The sequence below is a fragment of the Embleya sp. NPDC025285 genome, assembly GCF_055558835.1.
Window position 1 is genome coordinate 116,490 of sequence record NZ_JBVHLU010000022.1, and the last position, 8,857, is coordinate 125,346.

An 8,857-nucleotide genomic window follows, 5' to 3' on the forward strand; every position below is an offset into this window, starting at 1 on the left:
GTGGAGTATGGCGGGGCCGGGTGCTGCTGGGACCCGGCTTCCCGTACCGGACGTACTGGAAGTGTTCCCGGGAACCGCACCCACGTTCCACCCGGTGAGACGTTAACGCAGTCGACCGGGATCCCGACAGGCGCGGCCCCTGACCCGCCGAACGACCGATTCGCCGGTCCGGCAGGGGGCACGCGTCGACGGTCCCGGTCGACGAACGTGATGGTGCCGGCGAATCAGCCGGCTACTCGGGCGGCGAGCGCGTCGCCGATCTGCGACGTGCTGCGGGTGCCCAGGCCGGCGCGCTCGGCGAGGTCGGCGTGGACCGCCTCCTCGACCCGGCGGGCCTGGTCGGTCAGGCCCAGGTGCTCCAGGAGCATCGCGACCGAGAGCACGGTGGCGGTGGGGTCGGCCTTGCCCTGGCCGGCGATGTCCGGCGCGGAGCCGTGCACCGGCTCGAACATGGACGGGAACTCGCGGGAGGGGTTGATGTTGCCGCTGGCCGCGAGGCCGATGCCGCCGGCGATGGCGGCGGCGAGGTCGGTGATGATGTCGCCGAACAGGTTGTCGGTGACGATCACGTCGAACCGCTCGGGCTGGGTGACCATGAAGATGGTCGCCGCGTCCACGTGCAGGTAGTCGGTGGTGACGTCGGGGAACTCGGCGGCGACCGCCTCGAAGATCCGGGTCCACAGCCGGCCGGCGAACACGAGCACGTTGTTCTTGTGCACCAGGGTCAGCTTCTTGCGCGGGCGGGCCTGGGCCCGGGCGAACGCGTCGCGCACCACCCGCTCGATGCCGAACGCGGTGTTGACGCTGACCTCGGTGGCGACCTCGTGCTCGGTGCCGGTGCGCAGCGTGCCGCCGTTGCCGGTGTACGGGCCTTCGGTGCCCTCGCGGACCACCACGAAGTCGATCGCCGCGTCCGCGCCCAGCGGCGAGACCACGCCCGGCGCGAGCCGGGCCGGGCGCAGGTTGACGTGGTGGTCGAAGGCGAAGCGGAGCTTGAGCAGCAGGCCGCGCTCCAGGACCCCCGAGGGCACGCTCGGGTCGCCGATGGCGCCGAGCAGGATCGCGTCCTGGCCGCGCAACTCGTCGAGCACGCTGTCGGGCAGCGTCTCTCCGGTGCGGTGGTACAGGCGGGCACCGAGGTCGTACTCGGTGGTCTCGATCTTGATATCGGCGGGAAGTACGGCGCCGAGGACCTTCAGACCCTCCGCGACCACTTCCTGGCCGATGCCGTCGCCGGGAACCACTGCGAGACGAATGCTGCGAGACATGCGGTGGACCTTACCTTCCGTCCCAGGGACTGATCATGTGCAGTCCGGATGATGGGACGCAACGGGTGGATCGAGGGTCAGCGGTCCTCGTCGGCGGGCCTGCCGCCGTTGTCGCGACGGTCGAGGGCGCGCTGGAGGGCACGGGCTGCGTTGCGGCGCGTGGTTTCGTCCATGACTGCACTTCCTTCACAAGGCTCGGGTGTCTACACGGTGTGTGACGGACACGTGCAGGGGCCTTGTGGGCGTGCTGAAATTTCCTGCCGTACGGGGATTTCCGGGTACGGAAGGGCCGTCTGCTTTCACGGTAGGCGACGGGTCGCGTCGATGTCTGCAATTTACTCGGAGTTCCTACTATCTGAGATCGACCGTCCGCCACGCGGCGTGGCGAGGGGCCGCGACCACCCGCTCCCGGACATGCCGAAGGCCCGGGAACCACATGGGTCCCCGGGCCTCGTACGGCGTGTCTCGCGCCCGTCGCCGGCCGCGGCCGGCGTCAGTCGTCCAGGTTCACCGAACGCATGAAGACCGCGCCGATCTCCTCCGCGATGTCGGTGAGGATCTGCGGCTCGACGGTGGTGTCGACGGTGAGTGCCACCAGCGCCTCGCCGCCCTTGGCGGCGCGGGCCACCTGCATGCCGGCGATGTTGACGCCCGCCTCGCCGAGGTGCCGGCCGATCACGCCGACCACGCCGGGCTTGTCCGCGTAGCGCAGGAAGACCATGTGCGCGGTGAGCACCAGGTCCACGTCGTACCCGTCCACCTCGACGATCTTCTCGATGTTCTTGGGGCCCGCGAGCGTGCCGGAGACCGAGATCTCGCCGCCGTCGGCGAGCGTGCCGCGCACGGTGACCAGGTTGCGGTGGTCCGGGCTCTCCGAGCTCGTGGTCAGCCGGATCTCCACACCGCGCTCCTGGGCCAGCAGCGGGGCGTTGACGTAGGAGACCGACTCCTCCACGACGTCCGCGAAGACACCCTTGAGCGCCGCGAGCTCCAGCACCTTGACGTCGTGCTGGGTGATCTCGCCGCGCACCTCGACATCGAGTCGGACCGCGACACCGCCCGCGAGGGCGGTGAAGATGCGACCGAGCTTCTCGGCCAGCGGCAGGCCCGGGCGCACGTCCTCGGCGATCACGCCGCCCTGCACGTTGACCGCGTCCGGCACCAGTTCGCCGGCCAGCGCGAGCCGTACCGACCTGGCCACCGCGACGCCGGCCTTCTCCTGCGCCTCGTCGGTGCTCGCGCCCAGGTGCGGCGTGGCCACCACGCTGTCGAACTCGAACAGCGGGCTGTCCGTGCACGGCTCCTTCGAGAACACGTCCAGGCCGGCGCCGGCCACCCGGCCCTCCTTGAGCGCGGACGCCAGCGCGACCTCGTCGACGATCCCGCCGCGCGCGGCGTTGACGATGCGCACCGTCGGCTTGACCTTGCGCAGCGCCTCGTCGCCGATCAGGCCGAGCGTCTCCGGCGTCTTGGGCAGGTGCACGGTGATGAAGTCGGACTGCTCCAGCACCTCGTCCAGGCTGAGCAGTCGCACACCCATCTGCGCGGCGCGGGCCGGCTGCACGTAGGGGTCGTAGGCCACGATGTTCATCCCGAACGCGGACATGCGCTGGGCGACCAGGACGCCGATCCGGCCCAGGCCGACCACACCGAGGGTCTTCTCGGAGAGCTCGACACCGGTGTACTTGCTGCGCTTCCACTCGCCGTTCTTGAGCGCGGCGCTGCCCTGCGGGATGTTGCGCGCGACCGAGATGAGCAGACCGCAGGCGAGCTCGGCGGCGGTGACGATGTTCGAGGTCGGCGCGTTGACGACCATGACGCCGGCCTTGGTGGCGGCCGGGACGTCCACGTTGTCGAGCCCCACACCGGCGCGCGCGACCACCTTGAGGCGGTTCGCGGCGGCGATCGCCTCGGCGTCCACCTTGGTGGCGCTGCGGATCAGGATGGCGTCGACGTCGGCGATCGCGGACAGCAGCTCACCGCGGTTCGCACCATCGCAGTGGCGGATCTCGAAATCGGGTCCGAGGGCATCGACGGTGGCCGGGGACAGCTCTTCGGCGATGAGAACGACGGGCTTGCTCACGGTTTTCCTTCGCGTGCTGCGATGACGGGTGGCCGCGTGGAAGACGCACGACGGGGTGGCCTGACGCGTGGCCGATCCTACCGCCGCCCTTGTGAAGGACTTCACAGATGTCCGATGTGTGGACTCCGGACGGGTGGGGGCAACACTCCTGACCTGTCGTCAGATCAGCGGATGGATCGGCTCGGGATCGATTCGACGCTCAGTCGCCGGCCAGGAACCACCCGATGGTGACCCGGCGCTGCCCGTTCAGGTCCAGGATGACCACCTCGCCGGAGCCGCGGTTGGGCAGCGGCGCGGTGCCGCCGTAGGGCAGCGTGCGGGTCTCGCCGTCGTCCACCTGGACCTCGGCCACCGGCGCGTTCTGCGAGCCGCGCCGCCAGGTGACCCACCACGTCGTGTCGTCGTCGCACTGGAATTCCAGGTGCACCCGGGAGACGAACAGCCAGTCGGCCGGCGTCACGAGATGGCAGCGGGTCGCGTCGCGACCGACCGCCAACGTCGCCCCCGGCCGACTCGGCGCGCTTGCCATCAGCATGGCGACCGTCGCCGCGTCGTCCGCCCCCGAAGTCGACGCCATGTTGAGATCGAGCACCGGTTTCCTCCCCCACGCTCCTGGCCGTCAGTCCATCCACAGTCGATCCCGCGTGCCGGCCCGCCGTGCGGCCGACCCCCCGTGGTTCAGTCGATCGATCCACCGCGACGTGCGCACGGGCACGGTTCGCGTCCCACAATGCCGCAGGTGACCGCCGTCTGGGCGATCAGGTCCCAACCTCCGTGCACATGCGGGGTGGTGTCCAGATAGTCGGGCCCCAGCAAGTGGTTCAATTCCGGGCAAAGTTCCGAGCTGTAGAAGTCCCGGCGCAGTTCCGTCTTGCAGCGCTCGACCGTGGCCTTGGCCATGTAGAGCATCTCGCACAGCTCGTCGGTGGTCTTGGGCCGCTTGGTGGCGCGGCCGTGGATCCAGTCGCAGGACATCGCCGCGAGCACCTCCAGCCGCACCCCGCTCAGCTTGGTGCGCAGTTCCTCCGGACCGATGTCCACCGTGTCCGGAGCGGTCCCGACCAGCGACGCGGACGTACTGGGCCGGACCGGCTGCATCGCCCGCCACGCGAGCACCACGCTGCGCCGCCGGGCCAGGTCGCTGACCAGGATGTTGCCGCTGGTGCGCGCGGGCAGCGGCAGGATCGCGCCGTACGGCATGTCCTGCGAGGTCTCGCCGCGCTTGATCCGAACGATCGCCACCGGCGTGTCCCGCTGTCCGCGCGGCCACTCCACGGTCCAGCCCCGGTCCTCGCTGTACTCGAAGACCAGGTGCTTGCGCGAGACGAACAGCCAGTCGTGCGGCGTCAGCAGCGGCCGGCACACGCTGGGGTCGCGCCCCACGAACACCCGCGTGCCCGCCACCCCGGGCTTTCGCACGCTCTTGGGGCTCGGCAGCGGATCGCGCTCCGCCTCGCGGCCGTCCTCGATCGCGACGAACGACATGTTCAGTTCGAGCATGATCCCCTCGCCCCCTCCCCGGTCCTACCGCTCACCTGGTACCCGCGTGCGGCGCGTCCGCACCACACGGGCACGGACCGCGTCCCGTTATGCCGTGGGTGACCGCGGTCTGCGCTATCAGGTCCCAGCCCCCGTGCACGTGCCGCACGGTGTCGAGGTAGTTCGGACCGAGCAGGGAGTTCAGCTCCGGGCACAGGCCCGAACTGTAGAACTCGCGGCGCAGCTTGGTCTTGTACCGCTCGACCGTGGCCGCGGACAGGTGCAGCAGCTCGCACAGTTCCTTGGTCGACTTGGCCCGCTTGACCGGACGACCGTGCACCCAGTCACAGGACAGCGCGGCCAGCACCTCCATCTCCGTCTCGGAGAGGCGGTTCTGCAACACGAACGGCGCGACGTCCTGGGTCTCGGGGACGCCCACGTCCGGTTCGGTGGGCTCCTCGCCCGGGCGTTGCGGCAGGGAGACCCGCCACTCCACCAGGACCCGTCGCCGTCGGGCCAGGTCGGTGACCACCACCCGGCCCGGGCGCAGCGAACCCAACGGCAGCGTCGCGCCGTAGGGCACCGGTTCCGACACGCCCTCACGATCGATCTGCACCAGCGCGACCGGGCGCGGGTGCGAGCCCTGGAGCCACTCCACGCTCCAGCCGCGCTCCAGGGAGTAGACGAACTCCAGGTGCACACGCGACACGAAGCGCCAGTCCTTGGGCGTGACCAGGCCACACCTCGACGGGTCCCGGCCGATCGCGATCTTCTTGCCGGGCTCGCTTTGCACCTTCACCGTGCGCGGCCGGGCCAGGTCCGACTCCTGCTGGTCGGCGTCGTCCGACGTCGCCACGGTGAGGATCAGTTCGAGCATCGCCATCCGTCCGGTCTCGTGCCCCGCCCTGGGGCATCGCCCATCTTCGCCCGGTGAACCGTCACCAGGCAGTCCCGCCGTCCGACCGTAGGGCCCCGGGGGCACTCGACGCATCCTCCGGTTGTTCCCTGGGGTCGGCGCCGGAGCGATGACCCGCCGGAACCGGCAGTGCGTCGCATTCGACCACGACCGCCGTCGCGTCGTCGTCACCACTCTCGACGGCCGTCCTGGTCAAGGTCGTTGCCGCGTGGAAGGGGTCGCCGTGCACGAGGTCGGCCACCGTCTCGTCGGGCAGGTGGCCGACGCCGTCCGTGGCGAGGACCACACGGTCGCCCGGGTGCAGTTCGATGCGTTGCAGTTCGGGATCGGGGGCCTGGGAGCCGCCCAACGGGGTGGAGGTGAGCAGCCAGGGACGGCCGAATTCGGCCGCGTTGCCCTGTTCGGTCAGCCGGAACGCCCGGCCGCCGCGCACCAGCCAGCACACGCTGTCGCCGCAGCCGGCCAGGTGCAGCCTGCCGTGTTGCAGGACGGCCGCCACCACGGTCGTGCGCATGCCCTCGTACTGCGCGACACCGTGCCGGCGCACCGCCAGGTCGGCGACCGCGATCGCGGCGCTGAGCCGGTCGCTCCAGCCCGCGGCCAGGTCGGCGGCGGCGAGTTCGGCCACCAGCGTGCGCACCGCGACGTCGGCCGCGTACCAACCGGCGGGGTGACCGCCGAGGCCGTCGGCGACGATGAACACGTCGCCCGTCGCGGCATACCGGTCGTCGTTGTCGCGAGCGGTCAGCTCCGGGCCCAATCCGCGCCGTTCGCGCCGCGCGGCGCGTCGCCGACCGGGGTGCGAGGACGTGGACCACGCGGACGCCTGGACGCCCAGCGGCGGCCCGGTGTCCTCCGGGACGTCGCCCTCGGCCGCGTCGGCCCGACGCAGGCTGTCGCTGCGCGAGGTGGTGGGTACGTCCAACTCGTCCGCCTCCTCGACCGGTTCGGGCACCGGCGGGTCGGCCGGCAGCAGCCGGGTCTGCGGTTCGGGCACCGGCGGCGGCGAAGTGGGCATCGGCGGCACCGAGGGCGGCGGCGGCACCGCGTGCCCGGCGGCGAAGGTGGTGTCGGCGGAGCCGCCGGAGATCGTCGGCGGCGCGGGCACCGGTGGCGGCGCGGCCGGGATGCCGCCCTCCGGGCGGACCGCGCGCGGGGTCACGGTGTGCGGGATCGCGTCGGGCCCGCGCTCCGCCGCGTCCGGCCCGGTCGCGAACGTCTCGGCGGGCCGGGGGGCCTGGTCCCACAACGAACGCGACGCGGCCTCGGGCGCCTCGGCCGGTGCCGCCTCGGCATCGGCCTGCGGCAGTCCGGAATCCGCCGCTGGCGCGGGCGCCGGATCGTCCGCCGGGTCGGCGTCGTACCCCTCGTACGACGTGGCGGCGTCCGCTCGCGGCCGGCCGTCGTCCGGCTCGGATTCGGCCGCGAACTCGTCGGCCGAGCCGTTCGGCGCGGGCTCCGGGTCGTGCGTCGGCCGCGGCTGCGCCGGCCCGTTCCGCTCGGCCGGCTCGCGGGCGGGCGCGTCCTCGAAGTCGAGGTACAGGTCGCCGAAGATGTCGTCGTCCGCCGCCGGTGCCCGCTGGGCGCGCAATTCGTCCTGCCGCAGCGTCCGTTCCGGGAAGCCACCGCGAGCCGGCACGGTCGTCTCCCGACCCGAGTCCCCTCTGCCCCTCATGTGTCTCACGCTCCACGATGTCGGCCCGGAACGGCAAGTCCGGTGCGGCGATAGCACTGCCTCGTTCAAGCATGCTGCCTCGGATACGGCCCTGGCATGTGATCCGGAAGGCCAATTCCTTCGGGTTTTCCGGGCACAGCCGCGCGGATGAACCCGGATGGACCGCGTCGTGGCCTAGGAGCGTCCGGTCCGGACCGCCTCCGAACCGTCCGCGAGCAGGCCGGCGAGCGCGGCGCGGCCCCGGGACAGGCGGGCCTTGATGGTGCCCTCGGGCGCGCCCTCGTGCGCGGCGATCTCGGCCACCGACAGCCCGCCCATGTGATGCATCACCACCGCACGGCGCTGGGCCTCGGGAATCTGGCGCAACGCGGCGACCAGGGCCACGGATTCGGGGCCAGGCGCGGGCAGATCCCCGTCCGGGCCATGCCGGATCCAGCTCTTGAGCGCGGTACGGGTGCGCCGCCACCTGCTGACCGCGATACGTTGACCGACCAGGCGGATCCACGCGACGGGGTTCTCGTAGTCGCTGATCCGCTCCCAGTCCTTCCAGGCCCGGATGTAGGTCTCCTGCGCGGCCTCCTGGGCCTCGCCGAAATCTCCGGTCAGCGCGTACAGGTGTGCGACGAGGGCGCCGTGGCTCTCCGCGTAGAACACGTCGAAGTCGGCGCGACCGCCCGTGTCCCGTCCCATCGTTCCCCCGCGTCCCGTCGCGGCGTGTCTGTCCTGCCGTGACCCGGTACTTTATCCGGCCCGGGGCGCGCACCCGATGTCGGTTCAGGTCGCGGAACACCCGCCTCGAGCGTCTCTCCCCCACCCACGCACACGACCGGGTGATCGGTTCCGTGCAACGACCAACCGGAGCCCCGAAACCACCACCACGATCCCGACCCCGACGCAGGCGAGCCGCCGACGCCGACGCCGCGCGATCAACACCCCCAAGGCCGGCCGCCCTCCGTCCGGCCGCTCACCAAGCACACGCCGCACGTCCCGTTCGAACGCGCCGAACGCCACGGAAAGCGCCTCCCCCTCCCCCATGCCACGTCCCCCGTCCCTCCCCGCACCGCCCCACGCGACACCCCCGGTACGGTCCACACGCACCCCACCCCCCACCGGTTGCGCCCAACCCCCGGCGCATCAGCGCCCCCGACCCCAGTAATCAACGCGCGAAGCACGGAAAGCGGCCGAGCCGCAGGTAGGACTACGTGGCCCGGAGCGAAGCCCCAAACCCCGGGCGCGTCAGCACCCCGACCCACCCCCACCCCAGCGATCGACGCGCGAAGCGCGGACAGCGGCCGAGCCGCAGGCCGGCCTTCGCGCCCCGAAGCGCAGCCCAAACCCCCAGCGCGTCAGCACCCCGACCCACCCCCACCCCAGCGATCGACGCGCGAAGCGCGGACAGCGGCCGAGCCGCAGGCCGGCCTTCGCGCCCCGAAGCG

General features: G+C 71.8%; 7 protein-coding genes. All 7 read right to left on the minus strand.

Annotation, left to right across the window (positions count from 1 at the left end; all coding sequences use genetic code 11):
* Nucleotides 1–224: 224 nt before the first annotated feature.
* Nucleotides 225–1,268, minus strand: a complete 1,044-nt coding sequence (locus ACZ4FV_RS17465; protein WP_395872575.1) for a 3-isopropylmalate dehydrogenase — start codon at nt 1,266–1,268, stop codon at nt 225–227.
* 493 nt (nt 1,269–1,761) lie between these two features.
* Entirely contained in the window at nt 1,762–3,351 is a 1,590-nt protein-coding gene (gene serA / locus ACZ4FV_RS17470; protein WP_395872573.1) for a phosphoglycerate dehydrogenase, read from the minus strand.
* 199 nt (nt 3,352–3,550) lie between these two features.
* A complete protein-coding gene (locus ACZ4FV_RS17475) occupies nt 3,551–3,943 on the minus strand; it encodes an FHA domain-containing protein (protein WP_395872571.1) in 393 nt (130 codons plus the stop codon).
* An 86-nt stretch (nt 3,944–4,029) separates the two neighbouring features.
* On the minus strand, nt 4,030–4,851 hold the full coding sequence (locus tag ACZ4FV_RS17480) for an FHA domain-containing protein (RefSeq protein WP_395872569.1): 822 nt from the start codon (nt 4,849–4,851) through the stop codon (nt 4,030–4,032).
* Nucleotides 4,852–4,882: 31 nt separating this feature from the next.
* Nucleotides 4,883–5,713: a hypothetical protein gene (locus tag ACZ4FV_RS17485; protein WP_161354475.1), complete on the minus strand. Its 831-nt coding sequence runs from the start codon at nt 5,711–5,713 to the stop codon at nt 4,883–4,885.
* 55 nt (nt 5,714–5,768) lie between these two features.
* Nucleotides 5,769–7,421: a PP2C family protein-serine/threonine phosphatase gene (locus ACZ4FV_RS17490; RefSeq protein ID WP_395872567.1), complete on the minus strand. Its 1,653-nt coding sequence runs from the start codon at nt 7,419–7,421 to the stop codon at nt 5,769–5,771.
* Between the two features lie 174 nt (nt 7,422–7,595).
* Nucleotides 7,596–8,111, minus strand: a complete 516-nt coding sequence (locus ACZ4FV_RS17495) for a SigE family RNA polymerase sigma factor (protein ID WP_395872565.1) — start codon at nt 8,109–8,111, stop codon at nt 7,596–7,598.
* Nucleotides 8,112–8,857 lie beyond the last annotated feature (746 nt).

Coding starts and splice junctions, on each gene's coding strand:
- ACZ4FV_RS17465 (WP_395872575.1), bottom strand. CDS start 1,268: ATGTCTCGCAGCATTCGTCTCGCAGTGGTTCCCGGCGACGGCATCGGC.
- ACZ4FV_RS17480 (WP_395872569.1), bottom strand. CDS start 4,851: ATGCTCGAACTGAACATGTCGTTCGTCGCGATCGAGGACGGCCGCGAG.
- ACZ4FV_RS17485 (WP_161354475.1), bottom strand. CDS start 5,713: ATGGCGATGCTCGAACTGATCCTCACCGTGGCGACGTCGGACGACGCC.
- ACZ4FV_RS17490 (WP_395872567.1), bottom strand. CDS start 7,421: ATGAGGGGCAGAGGGGACTCGGGTCGGGAGACGACCGTGCCGGCTCGC.
- ACZ4FV_RS17495 (WP_395872565.1), bottom strand. CDS start 8,111: ATGGGACGGGACACGGGCGGTCGCGCCGACTTCGACGTGTTCTACGCG.